This window comes from Achromobacter sp. GbtcB20 (assembly GCF_019091095.1).
Classification (GTDB): Bacteria; Pseudomonadota; Gammaproteobacteria; order Burkholderiales; family Burkholderiaceae_B; genus Achromobacter; species Achromobacter mucicolens.
The window spans coordinates 1-314 of record NZ_JAGXJZ010000392.1; the positions used below are offsets into that span (position 1 = coordinate 1).

The 314-nt window shown below is 73.9% G+C and carries 1 pseudogene; it reads right to left on the reverse strand.

Going from position 1 to position 314, the window contains the following annotated elements:
- Nucleotides 1-314, reverse strand: a pseudogene (locus KVT32_RS29465) (ATPase P); the annotation flags it as partial.

Genomic DNA, 314 nt, shown 5'->3' on the forward strand with positions numbered 1-314 from the left:
ACGCCGGACCCGGGGCCCTTCGTCCACCGGCAGGCTCGCTGTCTTGCCTGGGCGCGCCAGGGCCTCCGGCGGGGCCTGGAGCGTCGCTTCGCTCAGGCCCAGCTCCTGGGCGAGCCTGTGGTTGCCCTTGTGCAACATGCGCCCGGCGACGCGGCCGCGCACGCCGCGGCCAGGCAGCGCCGCGAAGTCGTCGACCTCGTGCAGCGCGATGCCGTCACGGTTCGCCTTGCGGGCGATGGCCTGAGACACAGGATGGTCCGAGCGTGCCGCGAGGCTTGCGGCCCAGGCGGCAACTTCCTGCGCCTCGCCGATCA